Consider the following 22,841-nt stretch of genomic DNA (forward strand, 5'->3'; position numbering starts at 1 on the left):
GTACCGCCTGACCTATCCGGCAAGCGAACTGCTACGCAGTTTGGGTTTGTAATCCAGCGCTCCCTCTTCCTCGATCTGAGCGCGAAACTCGTCACGCTTCTCGTGGATCGAAGCGATGACGGGCCCCATGGGAACACCGATTTCGACAAGTACGGATTCTGAAAGCTGGAGCGAACTTTCAAGAGTTTCAGGCACCGCGTGACTGGCGCCAGCACGATAGAGCGCCGCAGCATGCTCAATATCTCGCGCACGGGCGACGATCAGCAAATCGGGATAGGCCTTGCGCAGTTTGCTCACCAGTCGTTGGACGAGGACCGGTTCATCCATCGTCAGAACAACTGCAGATGCCTGCTCGATTCCGAGCCGTTTCAATGCGTCGCGACGAGCAGCATCGCCGAATGTAGCGCGATATCCAAGGCGCTTGGCACGCTGGATCATGTCCGCATCCGAATCGATTGCGACATAGGCCTTCCGATGGGCCGTGAGCATGTCCGCAACCAGGCGACCGACGCGGCCGGCACCGATGATGATCGTGCGAGGCTCGTCGGTATCGTCCGGTGGAAGCTCGGCGACGTTCTCCACACGCCGGGCGATCATGCGCCCCAGACGAGCAAGGAGCGGTGTAACGGTCAATCCGATGGCGGTGACAATTTGCCAGAACTGCGCAGTGCCCGGCTGAATCAGCAGGGCCGAACTTGCGGCAGCGAGGACAATCAGCGTTGTTTCGCTGGGGCTGGCCATCAACACGCCTGTCTCGGCTGCTGTCGAACGACGCGCGCCCATCAGACGGAGCAGGACTCCGGTGACAAGCGCCTTGAACACCAGGACCAGCACAACGGCGAGCAAAATCGTGCCAAGGTTCTGCCAGATGGTCATGAGATCGATGCTCATTCCAACGGTAATCAGAAAGATGCCCAGCGCGAGCCCCTTGAACGGGTCCATGATGCTTTCAACTTCGCCATAATACTCGGTCTCGGCGATAAGCAGGCCAGCGATCAATGCCCCGACAATCGGCGAAAGCCCGGTGGCTGCGGTTGCCAGGCTCGCCCCGATTACCACCAACAGCGATGCCGCAAGAAACAGTTCGGGGCTCTTGGTTCGGGCCGCCTGGGCAAAAAGCCGGGGGAGGGCAATGCGCCCGAGCACCAACAAGGCCAGAACCACGAGGCCTCCCTGCCACAGGGTGTCGACCAACCCCTCAAGCCCGTCGGCCTGGGCATAGGGAGCCATAGCGCCAAGGATAAAGACGATCGGCACGATCATGATGTCTTCGAACAGCAGCATGGACAGTGCCGCTCGTCCTACAGGGCTGGTGGTTCCGGAAATCGGCAGCACGATCGCGGTGGAGGAGAATGCGAGTGCAAATCCCAAAGCCAGCGCCCCCGTCCAGTATTGCCCCATCATGCTGAGAACTACGGCCAGCGCCGATCCAATGATCAACAGTTCGAGCGCGCCGAGGCCAAAGACGAGTTTGCGCATCTGCCACAGGCGATTGAAACTCAGTTCCAATCCGATGGTAAAAAGCAGCAGGATGATCCCGAACTCGGCGAACGGTTCAAGCCCGTCAGGGTCCGATATGGTGACATGTGCAAGCCATGCGTGTTCGTAAACGAGCCTCCCCAATCCGAACGGCCCGACCGCGATCCCGATCAGGATGAAGCCGATGACCGGTGTAATGCGGAAACGGGTAAAGACGGGGATGACGATCCCTGCAGCGCCAAGAATCACCAGCGCATCGGACAACATGGGGGAATGAGCGATTTCTCCGGCCATGACGCACCTATAGCGAAGCAGAGCCGCGCGTCACCAGCGATGAAGGGCCTCAAAGCGCCAAAAACAAAGGGCGGACCATCCACTGGATGGCCCACCCTTGAACCGGTTCAGCCGGAGCAACCCGATTTGATGCGATCAGCCCCAGTCGGACATGGCCGTTTCGAGGTTGGTCACGATTGCTTCAAAGAACTGTTCCGTGGTCAGCCAGCTCTGATTCGGGCCGATCAACAGGGCAAGATCCTTGGTCATCTGGCCGCGCTCGACCGTTTCGATGCAGACCCTTTCAAGCGTTTCGGCGAAGCGAACCACATCGGGTGTTTCGTCGAAGCGACCACGATAGATCAGCCCGCGAGTCCAGGCGAAGATGCTGGCGATCGGGTTGGTGCTGGTCGCCTTGCCCTGCTGGTGCTGGCGATAATGGCGGGTCACGGTGCCGTGGGCAGCTTCCGCCTCAACCGTCTTGCCATCGGGCGTCATGAGGACCGAAGTCATCAGGCCGAGCGAGCCGAAGCCCTGCGCCACGACGTCTGACTGGACATCGCCATCGTAGTTCTTGCAGGCCCAGACGAACTTGCCGTTCCACTTCAGTGCGGAAGCGACCATGTCGTCAATCAGGCGGTGCTCATAAGTAATTTCCGCTTCAGCGAACCTGTCCTTGAATTCGCTTTCAAAAACTTCTTCGAACAGGTCCTTGAAGCGCCCATCATAGGCCTTCATGATCGTGTTCTTGGTCGACAGGTAAACCGGCCATCCCCGATCGAGCCCATAGTTGAAGCTGGCACGCGCGAAGTCCCGGATGGAATCGTCGAGATTGTACATCGCCATCGCGATGCCCGCGCTGGGGAAGTCGAAGACGTTAAGGTCGATCTCGGTGCCATCCTCGCCGTTGAACACAAGGCGCAGGGTGCCGGGGCCGGGGATCAGAGTGTCGGTGGCGCGATACTGATCGCCGAAAGCGTGACGACCGACCACGATCGGATCGGTCCAGCCCGGGACCAGGCGCGGCACATTCTCGATGACGATCGGTTCACGGAAGACCACGCCGCCCAGGATGTTGCGGATCGTGCCGTTCGGCGACTTCCACATCTTCTTGAGATCGAACTCTTCCACGCGAGCTTCGTCGGGAGTGATCGTAGCGCATTTCACGCCCACGCCATGTTCCTTGATGGCATTGGCGGCATCGACGGTGATCTGGTCGTCGGTCTCGTCGCGCTTCTCGATCGACAGGTCGTAATATTTCAGGTCGATGTCGAGATAAGGCAGGATCAGCCGTTCGCGGATCCACTGCCAGATGATTTTCGTCATTTCGTCGCCGTCGATCTCGACGACCGGATTCTTGACCTGAATTTTCTGCATATCTGCCCTGTCTTGAAGAATACTGCTCGGAATGTGTTGCGCGCGCTTTAGCAGAGGAAGGCCAACGCGCAAGGTAGGCGGGAGATAGGACTAATCTGCCCAAAGACGGGATGGCCCGCATTGATCCAGCGCCATTGCCGGAAACCTGGAAATGAAAGCGCGCCTGGGTCCGGCGCCTTCCATTCAAAATGTCACGATGGTGGGCGTAGGAAGAGTTGAACTTCCGACCCCTGCGATGTCAACACAGTGCTCTACCACTGAGCTATACGCCCGAACCATCGGATGGCCGCATCGCTGCGGCGGAGGCGGCCTTTAGCTTGGGCTTTCACACCATGCAAGCGATTCGCGCCGCTATTTTGGGCCAAGCCCTGTCGAGACTAGAGAGAGGCTTCTGCCTGGTCCGCAAAAACCCGCTCAACCTCCAGCACAAGATCGCGCAGATGGAACGGTTTTGAAAGGACTTTGGCCTGCGGCTGCTCCCGGCTTGCGCGAAGCGAAACTGCCGCAAATCCGGTTATGAACATCACCTTGGTCCGCGGACTGATTTCGGCGCATTGTTGAGCCAGCTCGATTCCGTCCATCTCGGGCATGACTATGTCCGATAGAAGCAGGTCGAAGTGCTCCGCTTCCAGGAACGGTATCGCCTCCGTGCCCCGATCAACGGCGACGACGTCATAGCCTGCATTGGTCAGCGCGCGCTCGAGATAGGAGCGCATCGCTTCCTCGTCCTCGGCGAGGAGGATTCGGAGTGAATTCGTTGCATTCATCCAATCTCCTTAGCGCCAAGCACTTAAGAAATCTTTCTTCGCGTCGTGTCTGACCAGCTTTGACACAGAACAAAACTGCAGGCAGCAATTCCCGGATGACTCAAAAATGGCAGATTCGCGCTGATTCGGCGGTAACGAGCGGTGATTCGATCGTTACCGGGGGCTGGATCGCCGATAGCGGAAGACCGGCCTTCTCGATCCTGGAACCCAGGAACCAGACGATTCCGGTGCTTGTTTCGGTGCCCCATGCCGGACGCGATTATCCGCCATCGATCCTCGAGAACATGCGCGATCCAGCCTATGCCTGCCTCAAGCTGGAAGACCGCTATGTCGACAGGTTGGCGGAAGAGGTAGTCAGGCTCACCGGTGCAGCCATGATCGTATCGCACGCACCGCGCGCCATGCTGGATCTCAATCGTGCACGTGACGATGTCGATTGGGGCATGTTCAGCGGCACTCATGGCCAGGAAGGCCGCCACTCACAGTCCAATCGGCGTGCCCGCAGCGGTCTGGGCCTGGTGCCGCGGCGATTGCCCGGGTCGGGTGAAATCTGGCGCAAACATTTGTCGCGCGAAGATCTGGACGCGCGGATAGAGGGCATCCACCGGCCATATCATCTTGCCGCTTCTCGCAGATTGGAGCGTATGCGTGACGAATGGGGCGCGGCGCTGCTCCTGGATATTCACTCCATGCCGCCGCTCAAGCGGAGCTATGGACAGGAAAGAGTGCCCAGGCTCGTGATCGGCGACCGTTTCGGGGCCTCGTGTCACGGTTCCCTGGCGTCTCGCGCATTGGACTATCTGGACGTTCAGGGATGGTCCGCCGCGCACAATCGGCCCTATTCCGGCGGCTTCATGCTGGATCACCATTCGGCTCCCGGACGCGGGCTTCATGCCATGCAGCTGGAGATCTGTCGTTCGACCTATCTTGACGGCAATTTGAACGAGCCGGGCGCAGGCCTGGAGCCGATGGCAAAGCTGGTTTCCGGCTTGCTGCGTGATCTTGGTGCGGAGACTGCGCGTCTGGGGCAGGGCGGGCAGCTCGCCCAGGCCGCCGAATAATTGGAGAATAACCAAAAAACCACCCCGTGCAAAATGCACGAGGTGGCCAAGGTTCAGGGAGGATGTGCACCAGATGGTGCACTATCCGACCGGGTCATGAGGGTAACTCGACCGGATATCCACTAGATAGGTAAGAATCGACGGGGCTTCAACCCCCTCAATTCAATAGGACTCTGCAACTCCGACGAGTGTGTCGGGTGCAAATTGTCTAGTTGGCCGCACCGTTACCGGCCAGCTGCGGACCCTTGCCCTGCTGAGCCTGACGACCGAAGATGATCCGCATCAGATTCAGCGAGAAAAGATGCGCGTGGATCAGCATGAGCATCCCGCTCTTGTTGAGAGCTTCGACTGTTTCTGTCGGAAGCTCGCGCAGCTTGTTCTCGTCGACCATCCGGAACCCGCGATAGGTAAAGGGATTTTCCGGGTTTTCGTTCATCGTAATGGCGATTTCGCCGTCCATCAGGAGATCAAGCTTTTCGAGTTCCTCGGTGAACGCCTTGGTGCGCTGGCCCGATTCCTCGAACTTCTGGCAGAAATCGAGCACTCCCTTGGTGAAATCGCTCGGCTCGCCTTCACCGGCAAACAACTCATTGCCTTCGTCGAACTCGCCGACAACGCCAGAACTGGGGTCGAAGCAGAGCGACAGTTCGTCGCTATCGTCGCGCAGACGCGCGAGCATGAACGGATAACGGCGGGCATAGGCTGGGAGATAGACATTGTCGGTCAGCATGCCGTCTTCGCCAACGAAGGTGTTTACGCCTTCGTTAAGGCCCATCAGCGCGATCGGCAGCGGATTCTCGCCAGCGGTAAAGACAATCGGGTAATGACGCTGCGCATCGACGAACTCGTCGACCGTCACCGGGATGGCGTGGGTGCCTGCAATGAAACTTGCGTCCTGGAATGGCTTGCTCTTCCAACCGCTATGATCTCGGCTGTTGAGCGGCATCAGGTCTTTGTAGAAAAGCGGCAATTGAGGTTGCTGCGGCGCGCTGGCCATGAAGTCTCTCCGAAAAAGTCTTGAATGTGTTCCAATTCGGCTTTCCCTTGCGACCAGGAAGCCGGATGCGAAGTGCCTTTAGGCGTTCGACTTGGCCGGCGCAAGCGGCACGAGTTTGCCGGGATTGAGAAGCCCTTCAGGGTCGAGCGCTTGTTTGACCTGCCGCATGATCGATAGCGCAACCGGATCGTTGAGGCGTTCCAACTCATCGCGCTTTAACTGGCCGATGCCATGCTCTGCGCTGATCGAACCGCCATGCGCCGTCACCAGGTCGTGAACGAAGCGGCTTATTTGCTTGCCGTCCGCTTCTTCCCATTCTCCGGCAATTACGCCTTGAGGGGCAAGGACGTGGAAATGCACATTGCCGTCACCCAAATGGCCAAACCCGAGCGCTTTGGTGCCGGGATAGCGCTGCTCGACCGCAGGAATAGCAGCCTCGACGAACTCGGGCATCCGTTCGACCGGCACTGAAATATCGTGCTGCATCGCCGGGCCGAGCGCCCTTTCGGCAGGCGCAATTGAATCGCGCAGAAGCCACAGATCATCAGCCTGCTTTTCGTTCGCGGCGATCACCGCATCATCGACCAGACCGGCTTCCATCGCAGCGGCGAGAACCTCCTCGGCCCGGCTCCGCATGTCCGATCCGTCGTTCGACGGCGTGACCAGTTCTACCAACGCATTCCATTCGTGCTCGTCGGCGAGTGGCGGGCGGGCTGTCGGAAGGTGGTCCAAGACCGCCGCGAGAGAATGAGCTGGCATAACTTCAAAGCCTTCAAGCTCATCCGGCATCGCCTTTTCAAAGCGCATCAGCAATTCACGGGCCTTGCCGATCGAAGATAGCCCGGTCCAGGCGACGACACGCTCGCCGATTGCGGGCAGCAGGCGCAGCGTCGCGGCAGTGACAATTCCCAGCGTGCCTTCGGATCCGATAAGCAATTGCTTCAGGTCGAAGCCGCGATTGTCCTTCTTGAGCGCAGTGAGGCCGTTAAATATCTCGCCATTGGCTAGCACCGCCTCGATTCCCAAGACCTGTGCCCGCATGGTGCCGTGGCGCAGCACCTGCGTGCCCCCGGCGTTGGTCGAGATCAGGCCGCCGACCGTGGCCGATCCCTTTCCGCCCAGCGTAAGGGGGAAACGCAGGCCGTGGGCCTCGGCTGCCTCGTGCAGATTCTGCAGGATCACACCGGCTTCGCAGATCACCTTGCCTGCAGAAGCATCAAGCTCGCGAACGGTGTCCATGCGCCTTAGCGACAGGAGAACGCTCGTCCCGCTTTCATCCGGCGTCGCGCCGCCGGACATGCCGCTATTGCCTCCCTGAGGAACGATCGGCACGCCATATTCGCCGCACAGCCGTACGAAAGCCGCCACTTCCACGGTCGAAGCGGGAGAGGCGAGGCCCAAAGCCTTGCCGTGGAAACGCCCGCGCCAATCGGTCAACCACGGTTCAAGCAAATCCGGATCGGCCGTAAAGCCGCGTTCGCCCAACAGGTCCCGCACTCTGGCGGCAAATTCATTCAATCTGTTCATCGCGGCGCTCTATGGCACAGCATCCGCCTGCTTCGCCAGCGCTTGATTGACCCTGCAAACGGATTAAGCCGCCATTCAACCCCATGTGTTAGAGAGCGGTCACATGGGGACGAACGAGTCGTGATTTCAATCAGGAACGCGGCGATTTGAGGGGAGCCGCACAAGCAGCATCTCGAGCATGAACGGTCTTTACGCCTTGCTGGCGCCGGTAGCGCTACTTGTGCCGATCTTCGGCCAGTCCGAACCTGTGCCTTCAGCAGTTGAGGCTGCCCGGCTCGATCCGAATGCGGATGCTCTGCCGATCGCAGAATCTTCCCCTTCCGGACGGAACTGGCTCGATGCGCCTCGTAGCGTCCCGGTCCAGAACCAGGTCAGGATCGAGCAGCGGGTGATCGTGCGAGTCTCCCCGCGCAGTCAGGTTGCGCGACAAAACCTCATGGCGGAACTTCCTCAGCAACCGCTTCCGCAGCGTTTTGAAGAGCGCAAGATGGAGAAGTGTCTCCCCGTCGCAGGGATCGCCGGCGTCCAGACCGGGAGCGGAAACCGCCTGCTGCTGTTCCTGCGCGACAGGCGTATCGTGACGGCTAGGCTGGAGAAATCCTGCCGTGCGCGCGATTTCTACTCCGGCTTCTACGTAGAGCGGAACAAGGACGGCAAGATTTGCGCTGAGCGGGACAAGCTCCAGTCCCGATCAGGCGCCAATTGCGAGATCAAGCGGCTGCGCCAATTGGTCAAGGCGGAAGACTGAGCGCAGCCAGCCCGGTCGCCCGTGCGATTCCTTGACTTTCGGCCCCTTTTCAGCGAAGGGCGCGACGGCTCTTGTGGAGTGGCCGATTGGGCCGGCGAAGCATGGCTGACTGAACGGGGCCGCATGGCTCCTGCTATCCGGAAATCCTGAACCTTATGACATTTGCCGATCTCGGCCTTTCCGAAGAATTGCTGCAAGCGGTTTCGACCGCTGGTTATAGCGAGCCGACGCCGATCCAGGCGCAGGCCATTCCCGCCGTGCTGATGATGCGCGACCTTATCGGTATCGCACAAACCGGGACCGGGAAGACGGCCAGCTTCGTGCTGCCGATGATCGACATTCTCGCGAATGGTCGCCGCCGTGCATTGATGCCGCGCTCGCTCATCCTCGAGCCGACGCGCGAACTGGCCGCTCAGGTAGCCGAAAATTTCGAGAAATACGGCAAGAACCACGATCTCAAGATGGCGCTGCTGATAGGCGGCGTGCAGATGGGCGACCAGGTCAAGGCGCTCAACGATGGCGTCGATGTGCTGATCGCTACGCCGGGCCGCCTGATGGACCTGTTCGAACGCGGCAAGATACTTCTCAACGGCTGCGAATTGCTGGTTATCGATGAAGCGGACCGGATGCTCGACATGGGCTTCATTCCCGATATCGAGTTCATTTGCTCCAAGCTGCCCGAAACACGCCAGACCATGCTGTTTTCGGCGACCATGCCGCCTCCAATCGAAAAGCTGGCGAAGACTTTCCTCAGCAATCCAAAGCGGATCGAGGTGAGCCGCGCGGCATCCACCAACAAGGATATCACCGCGTTCAAGATCCCGGTGAAATCGCGCCAGAAGCGCGAGACGCTACGCTGGCTGCTGCAGCATGATCATGTCGATACCGCGATCGTCTTTGCCAATCGCAAGACCACGGTGCGCGAACTCAACAAGAGCCTGCAGCGCCATGGCTTCCTGTCGGGCGAGATTCATGGTGACATGGACCAGGCCAACCGGCTCAAGGAACTCGCGCGTTTCAAGGAAGGCGAGATCAATATTCTCGTCGCTTCCGACGTTGCGGCGCGCGGGCTGGACATCAAGGGCGTCAGCCACGTGTTCAACTTCGACACGCCGTGGCACCCGGACGATTACGTTCATCGGATCGGCCGCACGGGCAGGGCAGGGGCCAAGGGCCGGGCATTCACCCTCGTTGCGGAAGAGGATGGTGAAGCGATCGCCAATGTCGAAAAGCTGACCGGCAATGCGATCAAGGTTTTCGGCAAGGAAGATGTTCGCGTCGATCTGGTCGAAAGGCCAGCGCAAGAAGAATCCGAACCGCAAGAGGCAGAGGCCCGCTCGAGCAAGCGCGACGAGTCTCAGCGCAAGCCAAAGCGCGAACGCGATGACAAGCGCGCCGGAAGGTCCGAACGGCCTGAACCGCGCCGCGCACGTCATTCGCGCGAAGAGGACGAGACCCCCGTGCCTGCAGGCGAGTGGAACGGCCCGCGCCCGGGGTTCCTGGATGTAAGCGCGACCTAGTCTTCGCTCGCGGCAATCGCGGCGCTAACTGCTATTTGCTTCGCCGGATCGGGATATTGCGGTCGCCGAGCGTCATGGCGCGCCACGTCCATTCGAGTGGACCATATCGGAAATGCCGATACCACCAGGTTGCAGCCACGATCTGCAGCGCGAAGAACACAAGGCCAGCCAATACGGTTTGCGCAGTTGACCAGTCGTCCCACAAGCCTGATCCGAAGCCGTAGAACAGCGGCACGGAAACCAGCGACTGCAGGACGTAGAAGGTCAGGGTCATACGACCGGGCGGAGCAAACCATCGCAACACGGCATGCACAGGGGTCTGCCACAGCAAGACAAAGACGGCGATCTGGAAAGCAGTGGCCGCTCCCGTCCTCCAGCTATCCAATGCCCAACCGACCGATTGGGCCTGCATTGGCGCACCGCCCTGATCCGGCCATGGTGGCAAGAGTCCCGGGCCATATCGATCAAGCACCAGCCAGGTGAGCCCTGAGACGGCAAGGGCCAAACTCCATTTCAGCCGACTTTGCGGTAGATTCATGAATGCCTTCTTTCGCTGAAGAAGCATCCCGATCGCAAACAACCCGCAGATTTCAACGATGCGTCCGGTGGAAAGATAGAACGACCATTTCCCCACCATGCCGCCTTGTGCATTTACGGTCAGAACGTCGGTAAAACTACCTTGAGCAAGCACGGAAAGCCCCGTGTCTCCAAGGAAATAGGGTGGGGTCTGCGCTGCGGTACTGCCATTGCCGGCAAGAACAGACTGGGCCAGAAGCGGCACCTGGATCAGCAACAGGGCCGCCAGAATTGCCAGAATGCGGTTGCTGGAAATTCTGTCGAGCGGGATCAGCAATAGCCCAAGCAGCGCCAGAACCTGCAGTATATCGCCGCGATAGATCAAGGCGTGCAGAGTGCCGATCGCAAACAGCAGTGTCACACGCCAGGCGAATCGCCAGGTAAAGTCGATATCCCGGCGTCTGTAATTCGCCATGATCGTTGCAAAACCGAAGCCGAAAAGCAGCGCGAATATAGCGAAACTCTTTCCGCCGAAGAGCGCGAAAACGCCGTCAAACCAGGCATCAGGTTGCGGATCGAGCCAGTACAGCTCGAAGCGTTCAACGCAATGGACAAGCAGCAGCCCCAACAGGGCATAACCGCGCAAGGCATCGACCAACTCGATGCGGTCGCTGCTGGGCGATGAGATTTTCGACGCAGGCAATATTCAGTACTGCTGATCGAGCGTCTTCGTTCGCTCTGTTACAATGTCGCCTGTATGTCTTGTCGAGGCGGGTTCGATCAGCACGACCCAACATTCCTGTTCCGCCACGGGATTGTGACGGACACCTTTAGGCACTGTCAGCATATCCCCCGCGCCGAGGTGCACCGAACCATCTTCGAACTGCATTTCCAGCTTGCCCCTGACGATAAAGAACAATTCTTCCTCGTCCGCATGGTCATGCCATACGAACTCGCCCTTGAGCTTGGCGATCTTCATGAGCTGGTTGTTGACCTGGCCAATGACCTTTGGCGACCAGAAATCGCGCACCTTCTCGAATGCCGCCTCTACATTGATGCCTGGAACCACGCCTGCCTACTCCGCAAGTTTCACGAAACTATCGAGCACTCGCTTTACGCCTGAATGTTCAAACTCGATCTCCAGCTTGTTGCCTTCCTGATCGATAACGGTTCCATAGCCAAACTTTTCGTGGAACACGCGCGCACCAATGGCAATGTCGGCGCGCGGCTTGGCCGCGAAACTGGCGGCTGAGCGCTTGTTCTCCCGCACACGCAATTGCTTCGTCTCATATCCTGTCGCCAGTGCGCGCTGCCATCCGGGGCCGCGGGACCCGGAGCGATCGGGGCGCGATTGCGAGACATGGGCGAAGGGATCTTCCTGCTCGCTCCAATTGGCGCGCCACATGCTCGCGCCGCCGGTCAAAGTGGTTTCTGTATCGACGTGATCTTCAGGCAGTTCCTCGATGAAGCGAGAGGGGATGCTGCTGGTCCATTGGCCATAGATCCGGCGGTTTGCGGCATGCAGGATCGTGCAGCGCCGCCTTGCGCGGGTGATAGCGACATAGGCGAGGCGACGCTCCTCCTCGAGCGAGGCCAGTCCGCCTTCGTCGATAGCGCGCTGAGAAGGAAACACGCCTTCTTCCCAACCCGGCAGGAAGACATGATCGAACTCCAGCCCCTTGGCCGCATGCATCGTCATGATGGTGACGGTTTCCTCTTCATCCGCCGCGTCATTGTCCATGACAAGACTGACGTGCTCCAGGAAATCGCCCAACGTTTCATACTCTTCCATCGCGCGCGCGAGTTCGGACAGGTTTTCGAGCCGCCCCGCACTTTCTGCTGTGCGCTCCTTCTGCAGCATTTCGCCATAGCCGCTCTCTTCCAGTACCATGCGCAGAAGATCGGCCGGTGTGACCTGTTCGGACTGTTCGCGCCAATGGAGAAACTGCCTGAGCAGCCCGCCGATGGTGTTCGCGGCGCGCGCAGGCAATTCGTCGCTATCGGCTAGTTGCAAGGATGCAGCGGCGAGCGGCAGCCCGGTGCGTCGCGCATGCATGTGCATCCGTTCCAGCGTCTTTGCGCCCAGGCCACGCTTAGGTTGGTTGTAGATGCGCTCGAAAGCGAGGTCGTCTTGCGGTTGCGCAATCACGCGCAGATAAGCGAGGGCATCGCGGATTTCGGCGCGCTCGTAGAAGCGGAAGCCGCCAATGATGCGGTAATTGATACCGACCTGAATGAAGCGATCTTCAAACTCTCGGGTCTGGTATTGCGCACGGACCAGGATTGCGACCTGATCGAGCGAGGCGCCTTCGCGTTCCAGTCGTTCGATCTCCTCACTCACGCGGCGCGCTTCTTCAGGCGCGTCCCATACGCCGATAACGCGCAGCTTCTCGCCGTGATCCATCTCGGTCCATAGCGTCTTGTCATGCCGCTCGCTATTCGCGCTGATGAGCCCCGATGCAGCGCCCAAGATATGCGGGGTGGAGCGATAATTCTGCTCCAGTTTCACCACCTTTGCGCCAGGAAAATCCTTTTCAAACCGCAGGATATTGGCGACTTCTGCACCGCGCCATGAATAGATCGACTGGTCGTCATCCCCGACCACGCAGATGTTCTTGTGACTTTGCGCCAGTAGTCGCAGCCACAGATACTGGACCGCATTAGTGTCCTGATATTCGTCCACCAGAATATATTTGAAACGCTGCTGATAGCTTTCGAGAATCTCCCTCTCGCGCCGGAAGATGTTGAGCATATGGAGCATCAGATCGCCGAAATCGCAGGCGTTGAGCGCTTTCAGTCGATCCTGATAGAGCCGGTAGAACTGTTGGCCGCGGCCATTGGCGTAGCTTTCGTTCTCTACCGCATCGAGTTCGTCCGGATTGAGCCCACGATTCTTCCAGCGATCGATCAGGTTGGCGAGCTGGCGCGCTGGCCAACGTTTCTCGTCCAGATCATTGTCATTGATGAGCTGTTTGAGCAGGCGCAGTTGATCGTCGGTGTCGATGATCGTGTAATTGCTTTGCAAGCCAACCAGCTCGGCATGGCGGCGCAGCATCTTCGCGCAGATCGAGTGAAAGGTGCCGAGCCACGGCATTCCCTCGACCGCTTCGCCCAGATGCCCGGCCACGCGCTGCCGCATTTCGCGTGCCGCCTTGTTAGTGAAGGTGACGCAGAGCAACTGGCTGGGCCATGCACGCCCTGTCGCGACCAGATGCGCGAGCCGCGCAGTCAGTGCGGCGGTTTTGCCCGTGCCCGCTCCTGCCAGCATCAGCACCGGCCCCTCTGTCGCCAGGACTGCTTCCCGCTGTGGCGCGTTCAGCTGCGCCGCATAGGCGGGGATCTGCGGGTCTTCTCGCGTTTGGGGCAGGGTATCTTTGTTTTCCATTGAGGTGTGAACAGGTAGAGAACACTGGCGCGTCCCGCAAGCGCCAAGCCAAACAGCTCAGCCGGATTTGGTCAGCAGTGTGAGTTTTGCCTTGCCGACGCGTCGTTCGGCTTCGATTGCAAGCCCTTCGACCGCGACGCTCTCGTGCGAAGAGGTTTCAACCGCCATCCATGTCGCGGGACCGATCCAACCCAGCCTGAGCATCCGGTCGAGCGCCACTGCGCCTGCGCCGGTATCATAGGGCGGATCGAGCAGGATCAGGTCGAGCGGCGCCTTGGCAGCTGGCAGGGCCAGGACCGATCCGGCATTGACGCTTGTGCCCACACGCGCCTCGAACGCCGCGATATTCGTGCGGATCGCCTTGAGCGCTTCGGCGTCCTGCTCGACGAACAGGCAGTGTGCTGCACCCCGCGAGAGTGCCTCCAATCCCATCGCGCCCGATCCGGCGAAGAGATCGGCCACTTGCAGCGCCTCGAAACTGCCAAGCCGGCTCAGCAGCATTGAAAACAGCGTTTCGCGGGTCCGGTCCGCCGTGGGACGGGTTGCGTCGCCTTTGGGTGCCGTCAGTTTGCGCCCGCGCCATTCTCCGGCAATGATCCTCATGAGTCGCGCCTCAACGCTGGCTCAGCTTCTTGAGCTGGTTGCGGAAACGGCCAATCTCGTGCTCGCGAATCTCCTGCACTGCACCGCGCGGCAGATCGCCCAGCTCGAACGGGCCATAGGCAGTGCGGATCAGGCGGCTGACCTGAAGCCCGAGATGCTCAAGCACACGGCGAATTTCGCGATTCTTGCCTTCGGTGATTGTCAACTCGATCCACTGGTTGCGGCCCGTGCGGCGCTCCAGATTGGCATCGATGCTGCCGTAATGGATTCCGTCGATCTCGATCCCGTCGATCAGTTCTTCCAGCGCTTCCTGCGTTACTTCACCGAAAGTTCGCGCGCGGTAGGTGCGCGGGATACCAGACGAAGGGAGTTCCATCTGGCGCTTCAGCTCGCCATCATTCGTGAGGAGCAACAGCCCCTCGGTGTTGAGGTCGAGCCGCCCGACCGGCATCAATCGCGGCGCCTTCCGGGGCAAGGAGTTGCGCAGGGCGGTATAGATGGTGGGGCGGCCCTTGGGATCATGCTCCGCCGTAATCAATCCGGTCGGCTTGTTGAAAGCGAACAGCCGCGTGGGTTCGGGCTTGGCGACTGGCTTGCCATCGACCGTCACACCCTTCAGGTCTTTCAGGATCGTTGCCGGAGTTTCCAGGATCAGCCCGTCGATAGCGACGCGACCGTCGGCGATCATGCGCTCGACTTCGCGGCGGCTTGCTACTCCTGCGCGCGCCAACAGCTTGGCGATGCGCTCTCCTTCAGGTCGGGGGCCATCATTCATCCATCGAGCGAGTAGGCGTTCAATTGACTGCGCGCAACGCCTCTTCGACGATCTCGTTGAAACGGGTTATACCGCCTTCGAGCGTGCCAAGCGTCAATTGTTCGACTGCGCCGCTTTCAAGGCCTTGCTGGCCCAGCTCCGCCGCGCGGAAGTCTTCGCTTGCGAAGACCCCGCCATCGAGCAGTTTCCAGCTCCGTTCCCAGTGATCGCGCGCCTTATCGGTCGCGGGCTCCTCGGGAATGAGCATGAAATCCTCGACCAGCGTGCGGTCGTGAGCCTGCGGCATCAGCACCATGATATTCACATAATCTGGGCTGGGGATGACAATCGTGGCGGGCAGGAGCTGATACGCGAAAGTTACGACCCGGCGCAGCTCGGTCATATCGTCGAAGTCCACGCCCTCCATCTCTTCCAGGCGGCCAACCGCCGATCGCTGATGCGGCCCGATCTGGTCGCCTGCGGTAATGCCATCCTTGAAGAAGGGGCCGATGGTTTGCGCATGTAGCCGCGTGACATGATAGCTTTCCAGGAACGCATCCATGATGAGTTTCCAGTTCCCCGCCACCGAATGGGTCTTGCGACGGAACAGATGGCTTTGGCGGATCCCGAAGGCATCGAAGTCCTCGCCAAGCTGGCGCGCATGGGTGAAGTCAGCATTCTCTGTCGGTGAAAACCAGATCAATCCTCCCGCTTCGCAGCTCGGCAGTTCGATCAGTGGCATATCCGCCTTGTCCATGCCGGGGAATGTTTCGGGGCGGGGCAGGGCGAGCAGCTTCCCGTCGAGCCGGTATGTCCAGGCATGATAGGGACACACGAGCCGCTTGGTGCATTGCACCTCCTGCCCTTCGACAAGCCGGGTTCCGCGGTGGCGGCAGACATTGAGGAAGACATGCGCGACCCCTTCGGCATCGCGCGTGATGAGGAGCGGACGTCCAGTGCCGTCGTGCGGCACGGCCATGCCCGGATCGGGCAGTAGCGCCGAAGGGCACAACACTTGCGGCAGGCGGTCAAACAGCGCGGATTTCTCGCGGACGTAGTGATCGGAATCAATATAGACGCTCGCCGGGACATGAGCGATCCGGTCGGCAACGCGCATCTCATTGCTGGCAATTGCGTCGGCGAGGGCACGCTGACCCTCGGTCGGGCGCAAAGGTGGTGATTTCGTATCAACGCTGTTCATCGGAGCGTTCCTATTGCCTCTTCCCGGGGCTAGTGTCGCAGAAATTGGCGAAATTGCGAAGGACGCTAGGGAATGGCTGCAGCGGAAATGAAACGAAAGCCGGGCTGGCGGGCAGTTCTGGCTGCGTTGGGACAGCGCAAGACCGGCTATATGGCGCTTTTCGGCTTTGCTGCGGGTCTCCCATACGCCTTGCTGTTGGGCACCCTCTACGCGTGGCTCTCTGATGCCGAAGTTGACTTGGAGACGATGGGCGTCTTCTCGCTGATTGGCCTGGCCTACGCGTTCAAGTTTCTCTGGTCGCCTGCGCTCGATCGGATCGATATGCCGCTGTTGAGCCGACTTGGTAAGCGCAAGCAATGGATCGTTACCGCGCAAGTCATGCTCGGTGCCATTCTTGTCGTTCTATCGATGCTCAATCCTACCACTTCGCTAGGCTGGTTCTCGCTTCTTGCCGGAATTGGCGCCTTCGCCAGCGCGACCCAGGACGTAGTGATCGATGCCTGGCGTGTGGACGTGGCGGATGAAGTAGCGACGATCGACATGCTCTCGACCGTTTACCAGATGGGGTATCGTATTGCGGCGCTGGTTGGCGGAGCGTTGGCGCTGTTCCTGGCAGAGCGGACCGACTGGCCGACAGTCTATCTCACAATGGGCGCAATCATGCTTCTGGTCGGGTTCCTGGGGCTTTGGGCACCCGACGCGCTAGCCACGGGTGCAGAAGAACGCGGGGAAGGACACGATCCTCACGGATTGCGAGAGGCAGGGCAGCTCGATCCGCGCATTCGGGGATGGGCGCTAGGCGCGGTCGCGGTTCTGTGGGCTTGGGCGCTGGTCACTGTTGGAATCTTCATGATTCGATCGCTCACGAATGATCCTGAAGCTCGTCCGGATTCTGTCTCATTCATCGCCACTATGGGGCCGCTGATCGTTATTGCGACGGTTGTAATACCGGCTCTGATTTCGGCCTGGCTCGTACGGCTTGAACGGACGGGAAAGCACCTGTTGGCGGAATCAAGGCCAGCTTCGGGCGCAAGCGGCCGAATGATGGATCACCTTTACCGCGCGTTGGTTCTGCCATTGACTGACTTTGTTGGAAGGATGGGTTGGGCGCTGGTCATCGTTTTCGCGCTGGTGCTGACTTATCGCATCACAGATTCGATCTGGGGCAGTTTCGCTTATCCATTCTACCTTGGCGAATTGCAGTATTCGAAGGACGAGGTAGCAGTCGCATCCAAATTCTTTGGCGTTGGAGCGCTGATGGCGGGATTGGCGCTGGGCGGCGTTATGCTCACTGCGGTCGGGCGTATGTTCACGCTCACGCTTGGCGCAATCCTCGCCGCGGCAACCAACCTTCTCTATGCGGATCTCGCACGGGGTGGTGCCGTTGTGCAAATGGTGAGCGACGCGATTGGGTTCAGCTGGCTCGTTTCACATTTGGGTGGCGATGCCAGGCTTGCGAAACTTATGGCGGCGATTGCAGGCGAAAACATCGCGGTCGGCATAGCCGGGGCCGCTTTCGTGGCTTACCTCTCATCAATAGTGTCGAGGGGCTACAGCGCAGTCCAGTATGCGCTTCTTTCTTCACTGACGCTGCTGGTTGGAACCTTGGGACGCGGAGCGCTCGGCAAATTGATCGAGGTCCAGGGCTATTTCCATGTGTTCATTCTTACCACGCTGATGGGCGGCGTCGCTGTTATCCTTTGCGTGATAGAATGGATTCGCGTTTCACGCCTGGGCAGTGCCTCGGGTATGGTGGCTCCCGAATCTCCGGCGGCGCTGACAAATTAGCTAGTCCGGCATTTCCTCGTTCAGCTTGAGCACCACACCCGCAAGGTAGAGCGATCCGGCGATCAGCACAGGCAGGCCATCATGGGGCAGGGCGCGCAGGGCGTCATCCACGCTGCCCGCCCAGCGTGCCTTGTCGCCATAGGCTTCGGCAGTGTGGCATTCGCTGCCTTCGATCGGGACAGCGGTGGTGCTGGCGAGCTTGCCTTCGAGCGGACCGAGGATCGCTTCGGGATAGCGGTTGGCGAGCATGCCGATGATGAGATGAAGCTTGCCTGTCGCCGCGAAGTGCCTTCCGATCGCGAGCCCCGCATCGGGGTTGTGCCCGCCATCAAGCCACACCTCATGTCCCTGCGCGAGGTCAGTCAGCGGACCGTGACCGAGCAATTGCAGGCGGGCTGGCCAGCGTGCGGCACGAATACCTTCTGCCAGCGCTTCGATCGAGACTTGCACTTGGCTTTGATGCCGCAGAATCGCTACCGCCAGTGCGGCATTCTCCGCCTGATGGAGGCCGGGCATGTTGGGCAGAGGCAGGGATAGCTCGCCCTGTGAATCGCGGTACCGGATCGCGCCATTGGCGCTCGCGTCCCAATCGCGGCTTCGCATGAAAAGCGGCGCACCGACGCGCTTCGCCGCCAGCTCGATCTGCTCGGCGGCCTCGCGTGGATAGGACATGGTGACAAGCGGCGTTCCCGCGCGAGCAATGCCTGCCTTCTCGAATGCGATGCGGGCGAGAGGCAACTCAGGCGTGCCTGCTTCGGGCACCAGCAGGAAAGCCTCGTGATCGATGCCGAGTGTCGCGATTCCGCAAGCCGCCGGGTTCTCCAGCACGTTGGTCGCGTCGAAACGGCCGCCGAGGCCGACCTCAATCACGCAGGCATCTGCCGGAATGCGGGCAAAGGCGAGGAAGGTCGCTGCGGTCGTCACTTCGAAGAAGCTGGGCGCAAGATATTCGCCCACATCCAGAACTTCTTGCAAAAGGCTGGCCAGAAGTTCGTCTGAAATCAGATTGCCCGCAACCCGGATTCGCTCGTTGTAACGCACCAGATGCGGCTTGGTGGCCGTGTGGACCACCAGCCCATCAGCCTCCAGTATCGCTCGCAGATAGGCGCAGGTTGAACCTTTGCCGTTGGTGCCGCCGACATGGAACACTGGCGGAAGATCTTGTTGAGGATTGCCGAGGCGTTCAAGCAGCGCACGGATCGTCTCCAGTCCCAGGCGCCCTTGCGGCACACTCAGCGCGGCAAGCCGGTCAAGCTGAGCCTGGACACGTGGGTCGTCAGAGCGACCGAAGTCCTTCATGGCTGTATCAGGCGGCCTTCTTGGGCTGCAAGAAGTCGAGCAGCGTGGCAAGGCGGGTCTTCAGGTCGCGACGGTGCACCACCATATCGACCATGCCGTGCTTGTGCAGGTATTCTGCGCGCTGGAACCCTTCAGGCAGCTTCTCGCGGATCGTATCCTGGATCACGCGTTGGCCGGCAAAGCCGATCAGGCAGCCGGGCTCGGCGATATGGATGTCACCCAGCATGGCATAACTGGCGGTGACGCCGCCAGTCGTCGGATCGGTCAGCACCACGATATAGGGCAGCCCTGCCTCTCTCAGACGGCGGGTCATCACGGTTGCCTTGGGCATCTGCATCAGGCTGAGAATGCCTTCCTGCATACGCGCGCCTCCTGCGGCCGTGCACACGATATAGGCGCATTTGCGCGCCAGTGCCCGCTCCGCGCCCTGGCAGAAGGCGGTGCCCACCGCCATGCCCATCGATCCGCCCATGAAGCCGAAATCCTGCACGCCCACCACGGCGGGATGCCCGTCAATCGTGCCCGAACCGACGCTATAGGCATCAAGGTGCGGGTTGTTGGCGCGGGCCTGTTTCAGGCGGTCGGTATATTTCTTGGAATCCTTGAACTTGAGCGGATCTTCGCCAACTTCGGGCTGTTCGAGCAGCTCGAAGCCTTCGTCAAGCAGCATGGCCAACCGCGCATCCGCGCCAAGGCGGCCGTGATGGTCGCAGCGGGGGCAAACGCTCAAATTGTCGACGTATTCCTTCTGGAACAGCATCTCCTGACACGAGGGGCACTTGACCCAAAGGTCTTTCTCTGTGCTGCGCTTGGGCAGCCAACCGAGTGAATTGCGAACGCGAGTGAACCAGTTCATGGGGCCGCTCTATCGCGCATTATGCACGGCGTGGGCAAGCGCCGAGGTGAGTTCACGCAGTTTTTCCGGCGCTGCATCGCCATGCTCGCCAACCAGCTCGACGAGGGCGGAGCCGACCACCACGCCATCCGCGACCTCGGCAATTGCACCCGCCTGTTCCGGCGTGCGGACGCCAAAACCAACTGCAATTGGCAGGTCGGTCGAAGCCTTGAGCGCGCCGACAGCGGACTCGATTGAATCCAGCGCAGCCTGTTGCTTGCCGGTAATCCCTGCGACCGAGACGTAATAGAGGAACCCGCCAGACCCTTCGAGGACGGCGGGCAGACGCGCTGCATCGGTCGTCGGCGTGGCGAGGCGGATAAGGTCGATACCGGCAGCGCGCAGCGCAGGGCCGAGCGCTTCATCTTCTTCAGGCGGAATGTCGACGCAGATCACGCCATCGACTCCGCATCCCTTGCACTCTGCGGCGAACCATTCCGCGCCTCGCCGCAGCATGGGATTGGCATAGCCCATCAGAACCAGCGGCACGTCAGGGTGGCGTTCGCGGAACTCGTTGGCGATCAGCAGGACATCGGCAGTCTTCGTGCCTGCGCCAAGCGAGCGTAGATTGGCTTCTTGAATCGCAGGGCCATCGGCCATCGGATCGGTGAAGGGCATGCCCAGCTCGATCACATCCGCTCCACCTTCGACCAGCGCGTCGAGATTGGCTGCGGTGTCGCCATCACCGGCGGTGATGAAGCAGACGAGGGCGGGGTGCCCCTTGGCGAATGCAGATGAGAGGCGGGTCACATCTCCACTCCCAGCGCATCGGCGACAGTGAAGATGTCCTTGTCCCCCCGTCCTGAGACATTGACCAGGATGATCTGATCGTCGCGATATTGCTTTGCCAGCTTGGGAAGTGCAGCCAGCGCATGGGCGCTTTCCAATGCGGGGATGATGCCCTCCAACCGGCAGGTGAGCTGGAACGCCTCCAGCGCTTCGTCATCAGTGATAGGGATATATTTCACGCGGCCGATTTCGTGCAGCCAGCTATGTTCCGGCCCGATGCCGGGATAGTCGAGCCCGGCGCTGATCGAATGCGCTTCGGTGATCTGGCCGTCATCATCCTGCAACAGATAGGTCTTGTTGCCATGCAGCACGCCCGGCACGCCGCCGGTGAGGCTGGCGGCATGTTTGCCGCTTTCGATGCCGTAACCTGCGGCTTCTACCCCGATCATCTCCACATCGGGATCGTCGAGGAAAGGATGGAACAGGCCGATGGCATTTGAGCCGCCGCCCACCGCCGCAAGCAGCAGATCGGGTAGCTTGCCGGTGCGGGCGAGCAATTGCGCGCGCGCTTCCTTACCGATCACGCTTTGGAAATCGCGCACCAGCTCGGGATAGGGATGCGGCCCGGCTGCCGTTCCGATGATGTAGAAAGTGTCGTGAACATGCGCGACCCAATGGCGCAGCGCTTCGTTCATCGCGTCCTTCAGCGTCGCCGCGCCGCTGGTGACGGGGATCACCTCTGCGCCCAGCAGCTTCATGCGGAAGACATTGGGCTTCTGGCGCTCCACATCGGTCGCGCCCATGAAGATCGTGCAGGGCAAGCCGAAGCGTGCGCAAACGGTGGCTGTGGCGACGCCGTGCTGGCCAGCGCCGGTCTCGGCGATGATCTTGGTCTTGCCCATGCGGATCGCGAGCAGGATCTGGCCGATGCAATTGTTGATCTTGTGTGCGCCTGTGTGGTTCAGCTCTTCCCGCTTGAACCAGATCTGCGCGCCGCCCAGTGCCTCGGTAAGCCGCTCGGCAAAATAGAGTGGGGAAGGCCGTCCGACATAATGTTCGAGCAGATCGTCGAACTGCGCCTTGAAGGCCGGGTCCGCCTTGGCCGCATTGTAATGTTCCTCGAGGTCGAGAATCAGCGGCATCAGCGTTTCGGCAACATATCGTCCGCCGAAATCGCCGAAATGCCCGCCTTCGTCAGGCTGGTTGCGGAAGGAATTGGGTTGATCTGTCATACTGACCGAGCCGCTTCGCAGAAGGCGCGGATCAAGTCCATATCCTTCACGCCAGGCGCACTTTCCACGCCCGAAGAGGTATCGACCATTGGCGCGCCCGTCGTCCGGATCGCTTCGGCCACATTTTCCGGTTTCAGACCACCTGCAAGCGCCCATTCAACCTTGTGCTCATGGGCTTTCAGCAGGTTCCAGGTGAAGGTTTCACCCGTGCCACCGGGAAGCGCCTTGGCAGGCGAATCGAACAGTAGCCGATCGACATGGCCGATGAATTTTACGCTCTTCTCCAGCGAGACCGCATCGCGCACACCCACGGCTTTCCAGCATTCAACCCCGGTTTTCTCGCGAACGAGCGCAATCCATTCGGGTGTCTCGCTGCCATGAAATTGGAGGACGTCCGGCTTGACCGTCCCGATCGCATAGCTGGTGGCCTTGATATCGGCATTGACCAGCAACAGCACCACCTTGGCGCGTCCACGCGCATGTTCGCGGAGCTGCGCCGCCTGATCGAGGGAAACATGGCGCGGGCTCGGCTCGAAATGGACGAGACCGATATGAGTCGCGCCCGCCTCAATGGCTGCATCGATGGCTTCGGGCGTCGAGAGCCCGCAGATTTTGATCTGTATAGTCATGAGATGGTTGAATAAATGCCGCTACTGGCGGCGCTTATCCCTTCTTGCTTTGAGGCTGGCT

At 60.1% G+C, this 22,841-nt stretch carries 20 protein-coding genes and 1 tRNA gene; 4 read left to right on the forward strand and 17 right to left on the reverse strand.

Going from position 1 to position 22,841, the window contains the following annotated elements; genetic code table 11:
• Nucleotides 1-12: 12 nt before the first annotated feature.
• The 4 genes from ACQY6C_RS07620 to cpdR all read right to left on the reverse strand — a co-directional run bounded on the left by ACQY6C_RS07620 (nucleotide 13) and on the right by cpdR (nucleotide 3,896).
• Nucleotides 13-1,773 carry a cation:proton antiporter gene (locus ACQY6C_RS07620; protein ID WP_427967042.1) on the reverse strand — a complete coding sequence of 587 codons (1,761 nt, stop codon included), beginning with the start codon at nucleotides 1,771-1,773 and terminating at the stop codon, nucleotides 13-15.
• Nucleotides 1,774-1,908: 135 nt separating this feature from the next.
• The gene (locus ACQY6C_RS07625; RefSeq protein ID WP_427967045.1) at nucleotides 1,909-3,129 is read right to left on the reverse strand and encodes an NADP-dependent isocitrate dehydrogenase; all 1,221 of its coding nucleotides are present in this window, start codon (nucleotides 3,127-3,129) and stop codon (nucleotides 1,909-1,911) included.
• 197 nt (nucleotides 3,130-3,326) lie between these two features.
• A tRNA-Val gene (locus ACQY6C_RS07630) sits at nucleotides 3,327-3,401 on the reverse strand.
• Between the two features lie 105 nt (nucleotides 3,402-3,506).
• Complete coding sequence (gene cpdR / locus ACQY6C_RS07635; protein WP_427967048.1) at nucleotides 3,507-3,896, reverse strand: cell cycle two-component system response regulator CpdR; 390 nt, start codon at nucleotides 3,894-3,896, stop codon at nucleotides 3,507-3,509.
• Between the two features lie 95 nt (nucleotides 3,897-3,991).
• On the opposite strand from cpdR, the gene ACQY6C_RS07640 reads away from it, so the two are divergent.
• A complete protein-coding gene (locus ACQY6C_RS07640) occupies nucleotides 3,992-4,957 on the forward strand; it encodes an N-formylglutamate amidohydrolase (RefSeq protein ID WP_427967050.1) in 966 nt (321 codons plus the stop codon).
• 208 nt (nucleotides 4,958-5,165) lie between these two features.
• On the opposite strand, the gene ACQY6C_RS07645 is transcribed toward ACQY6C_RS07640, so the two are convergent.
• Nucleotides 5,166-5,954 carry a SapC family protein gene (locus tag ACQY6C_RS07645; protein WP_427967052.1) on the reverse strand — a complete coding sequence of 263 codons (789 nt, stop codon included), beginning with the start codon at nucleotides 5,952-5,954 and terminating at the stop codon, nucleotides 5,166-5,168.
• A 78-nt stretch (nucleotides 5,955-6,032) separates the two neighbouring features.
• Nucleotides 6,033-7,481, reverse strand: coding sequence for an FAD-binding oxidoreductase (locus ACQY6C_RS07650; RefSeq protein WP_427967055.1), 1,449 nt, complete (start codon nucleotides 7,479-7,481; stop codon nucleotides 6,033-6,035).
• A 178-nt stretch (nucleotides 7,482-7,659) separates the two neighbouring features.
• Between ACQY6C_RS07650 and ACQY6C_RS07655 the strand changes: the two genes are divergently transcribed.
• Nucleotides 7,660-8,229, forward strand: a complete 570-nt coding sequence (locus tag ACQY6C_RS07655) for a hypothetical protein (protein WP_427967058.1) — start codon at nucleotides 7,660-7,662, stop codon at nucleotides 8,227-8,229.
• Nucleotides 8,230-8,384: 155 nt separating this feature from the next.
• A complete protein-coding gene (locus tag ACQY6C_RS07660; RefSeq protein ID WP_427967061.1) occupies nucleotides 8,385-9,749 on the forward strand; it encodes a DEAD/DEAH box helicase in 1,365 nt (454 codons plus the stop codon).
• Between the two features lie 31 nt (nucleotides 9,750-9,780).
• Here ACQY6C_RS07660 and ACQY6C_RS07665 read toward each other — a convergent pair whose 3' ends face one another.
• Genes ACQY6C_RS07665 through ACQY6C_RS07690 form a run of 6 tightly spaced genes read right to left on the reverse strand, consistent with a single transcriptional unit; the run spans nucleotide 9,781 to nucleotide 16,208 of the window.
• The gene (locus ACQY6C_RS07665; RefSeq protein ID WP_427967064.1) at nucleotides 9,781-10,968 is read right to left on the reverse strand and encodes a DUF418 domain-containing protein; all 1,188 of its coding nucleotides are present in this window, start codon (nucleotides 10,966-10,968) and stop codon (nucleotides 9,781-9,783) included.
• 3 nt (nucleotides 10,969-10,971) lie between these two features.
• Entirely contained in the window at nucleotides 10,972-11,334 is a 363-nt protein-coding gene (locus ACQY6C_RS07670; protein WP_427967067.1) for a cupin domain-containing protein, read from the reverse strand.
• A gap of 6 nt (nucleotides 11,335-11,340) precedes the next feature.
• Nucleotides 11,341-13,650: an ATP-dependent helicase gene (locus ACQY6C_RS07675; RefSeq protein WP_427967070.1), complete on the reverse strand. Its 2,310-nt coding sequence runs from the start codon at nucleotides 13,648-13,650 to the stop codon at nucleotides 11,341-11,343.
• A 57-nt stretch (nucleotides 13,651-13,707) separates the two neighbouring features.
• Entirely contained in the window at nucleotides 13,708-14,253 is a 546-nt protein-coding gene (gene rsmD / locus ACQY6C_RS07680; RefSeq protein WP_427967073.1) for a 16S rRNA (guanine(966)-N(2))-methyltransferase RsmD, read from the reverse strand.
• A gap of 10 nt (nucleotides 14,254-14,263) precedes the next feature.
• Nucleotides 14,264-15,028, reverse strand: coding sequence for a pseudouridine synthase (locus ACQY6C_RS07685; RefSeq protein WP_427967076.1), 765 nt, complete (start codon nucleotides 15,026-15,028; stop codon nucleotides 14,264-14,266).
• 19 nt (nucleotides 15,029-15,047) lie between these two features.
• Nucleotides 15,048-16,208, reverse strand: a complete 1,161-nt coding sequence (locus tag ACQY6C_RS07690) for an aromatic ring-hydroxylating oxygenase subunit alpha (protein WP_427967079.1) — start codon at nucleotides 16,206-16,208, stop codon at nucleotides 15,048-15,050.
• A gap of 87 nt (nucleotides 16,209-16,295) precedes the next feature.
• Here ACQY6C_RS07690 and ACQY6C_RS07695 point away from each other — a divergent pair, with 87 nt between their 5' ends.
• Complete coding sequence (locus tag ACQY6C_RS07695) at nucleotides 16,296-17,996, forward strand: AmpG family muropeptide MFS transporter (protein ID WP_427967081.1); 1,701 nt, start codon at nucleotides 16,296-16,298, stop codon at nucleotides 17,994-17,996.
• On the opposite strand, the gene ACQY6C_RS07700 is transcribed toward ACQY6C_RS07695, so the two are convergent.
• Genes ACQY6C_RS07700 through ACQY6C_RS07720 form a run of 5 tightly spaced genes read right to left on the reverse strand, consistent with a single transcriptional unit; the run spans nucleotide 17,997 to nucleotide 22,780 of the window.
• Entirely contained in the window at nucleotides 17,997-19,295 is a 1,299-nt protein-coding gene (locus ACQY6C_RS07700) for a bifunctional folylpolyglutamate synthase/dihydrofolate synthase (protein ID WP_427967084.1), read from the reverse strand. It abuts the gene before it with no gap.
• A gap of 7 nt (nucleotides 19,296-19,302) precedes the next feature.
• Nucleotides 19,303-20,151, reverse strand: coding sequence for an acetyl-CoA carboxylase, carboxyltransferase subunit beta (accD, locus tag ACQY6C_RS07705; RefSeq protein ID WP_427967087.1), 849 nt, complete (start codon nucleotides 20,149-20,151; stop codon nucleotides 19,303-19,305).
• Nucleotides 20,152-20,160: 9 nt separating this feature from the next.
• Nucleotides 20,161-20,940 (reverse strand): tryptophan synthase subunit alpha, encoded by a 780-nt coding sequence (gene trpA, locus ACQY6C_RS07710; protein WP_427967090.1) that lies wholly within the window; start codon nucleotides 20,938-20,940, stop codon nucleotides 20,161-20,163.
• Nucleotides 20,937-22,151, reverse strand: a complete 1,215-nt coding sequence (gene trpB / locus ACQY6C_RS07715) for a tryptophan synthase subunit beta (protein ID WP_427967092.1) — start codon at nucleotides 22,149-22,151, stop codon at nucleotides 20,937-20,939. Before trpB ends, trpA begins: the two co-directional genes overlap by 4 nt.
• Nucleotides 22,148-22,780 carry a phosphoribosylanthranilate isomerase gene (locus ACQY6C_RS07720; protein ID WP_427967094.1) on the reverse strand — a complete coding sequence of 211 codons (633 nt, stop codon included), beginning with the start codon at nucleotides 22,778-22,780 and terminating at the stop codon, nucleotides 22,148-22,150. Before ACQY6C_RS07720 ends, trpB begins: the two co-directional genes overlap by 4 nt.
• Nucleotides 22,781-22,841: the final 61 nt, after the last annotated feature.

The sequence above is a fragment of the Altererythrobacter sp. genome, from assembly GCF_050299635.1.
Taxonomy (GTDB): domain Bacteria; phylum Pseudomonadota; class Alphaproteobacteria; order Sphingomonadales; family Sphingomonadaceae; genus Erythrobacter.

What these genes read in the sequence shown, in the direction of transcription:
- ACQY6C_RS07655 (WP_427967058.1), top strand. Translation starts at nt 7,660, where the DNA reads ATGAACGGTCTTTACGCCTTGCTGGCGCCGGTAGCGCTACTTGTGCCG.
- ACQY6C_RS07700 (WP_427967084.1), bottom strand. Translation starts at nt 19,295, where the DNA reads ATGAAGGACTTCGGTCGCTCTGACGACCCACGTGTCCAGGCTCAGCTT.
- ACQY6C_RS07650 (WP_427967055.1), bottom strand. Translation starts at nt 7,481, where the DNA reads ATGAACAGATTGAATGAATTTGCCGCCAGAGTGCGGGACCTGTTGGGC.
- rsmD (WP_427967073.1), bottom strand. Translation starts at nt 14,253, where the DNA reads ATGAGGATCATTGCCGGAGAATGGCGCGGGCGCAAACTGACGGCACCC.
- ACQY6C_RS07695 (WP_427967081.1), top strand. Translation starts at nt 16,296, where the DNA reads ATGAAACGAAAGCCGGGCTGGCGGGCAGTTCTGGCTGCGTTGGGACAG.
- ACQY6C_RS07640 (WP_427967050.1), top strand. Translation starts at nt 3,992, where the DNA reads ATGACTCAAAAATGGCAGATTCGCGCTGATTCGGCGGTAACGAGCGGT.
- ACQY6C_RS07720 (WP_427967094.1), bottom strand. Translation starts at nt 22,780, where the DNA reads ATGACTATACAGATCAAAATCTGCGGGCTCTCGACGCCCGAAGCCATC.
- accD (WP_427967087.1), bottom strand. Translation starts at nt 20,151, where the DNA reads ATGAACTGGTTCACTCGCGTTCGCAATTCACTCGGTTGGCTGCCCAAG.
- ACQY6C_RS07625 (WP_427967045.1), bottom strand. Translation starts at nt 3,129, where the DNA reads ATGCAGAAAATTCAGGTCAAGAATCCGGTCGTCGAGATCGACGGCGAC.
- trpB (WP_427967092.1), bottom strand. Translation starts at nt 22,151, where the DNA reads ATGACAGATCAACCCAATTCCTTCCGCAACCAGCCTGACGAAGGCGGG.
- ACQY6C_RS07645 (WP_427967052.1), bottom strand. Translation starts at nt 5,954, where the DNA reads ATGGCCAGCGCGCCGCAGCAACCTCAATTGCCGCTTTTCTACAAAGAC.
- cpdR (WP_427967048.1), bottom strand. Translation starts at nt 3,896, where the DNA reads ATGAATGCAACGAATTCACTCCGAATCCTCCTCGCCGAGGACGAGGAA.
- ACQY6C_RS07620 (WP_427967042.1), bottom strand. Translation starts at nt 1,773, where the DNA reads ATGGCCGGAGAAATCGCTCATTCCCCCATGTTGTCCGATGCGCTGGTG.
- ACQY6C_RS07685 (WP_427967076.1), bottom strand. Translation starts at nt 15,028, where the DNA reads ATGAATGATGGCCCCCGACCTGAAGGAGAGCGCATCGCCAAGCTGTTG.
- ACQY6C_RS07660 (WP_427967061.1), top strand. Translation starts at nt 8,385, where the DNA reads ATGACATTTGCCGATCTCGGCCTTTCCGAAGAATTGCTGCAAGCGGTT.
- ACQY6C_RS07690 (WP_427967079.1), bottom strand. Translation starts at nt 16,208, where the DNA reads ATGAACAGCGTTGATACGAAATCACCACCTTTGCGCCCGACCGAGGGT.
- ACQY6C_RS07675 (WP_427967070.1), bottom strand. Translation starts at nt 13,650, where the DNA reads ATGGAAAACAAAGATACCCTGCCCCAAACGCGAGAAGACCCGCAGATC.